Source organism: Faecalibacterium sp. DFI.5.82, assembly GCF_029076575.1.
Lineage (GTDB): Bacteria > Bacillota > Clostridia > Oscillospirales > Ruminococcaceae > Faecalibacterium > Faecalibacterium duncaniae.
Map to the genome: position 1 here is coordinate 1 of NZ_JARFIS010000895.1, position 296 is coordinate 296.

1 protein-coding gene is annotated in these 296 nt (G+C 64.9%); it reads left to right on the forward strand.

What is annotated here, in order from left to right; genetic code table 11:
* Positions 1-296, forward strand: a 296-nt coding sequence (locus P0G09_RS19395) for an aminotransferase class I/II-fold pyridoxal phosphate-dependent enzyme (protein WP_342760579.1), incomplete at both ends; no start/stop codon positions are given.

Below are 296 nucleotides of genomic sequence, written 5' to 3' on the forward strand. Positions count from 1 at the left end.
ATCGCAGGCTTCACCGGCACCCGCAGCGGCTACACCATCGTGCCCCACGAGCTGGAGCGCGAGGGCATGAACCTGAACAAGCAGTGGCTGCGCCGCCAGACCACCAAGTTCAACGGCGTGCCCTACGTCGTTCAGCGCGCTGCTGCCGCCGTGTTCACCGAGAGCGGAATGGCTGAGATCCTGGCCAACCTCGATTACTTCCGCCAGAACGCCAAGGTCATTGCCGATGCGCTGGACGAGTGCGGCGTGTGGTACTGCGGCGGCAAGAACAGCCCCTACATCTGGCTGCGCTGCCC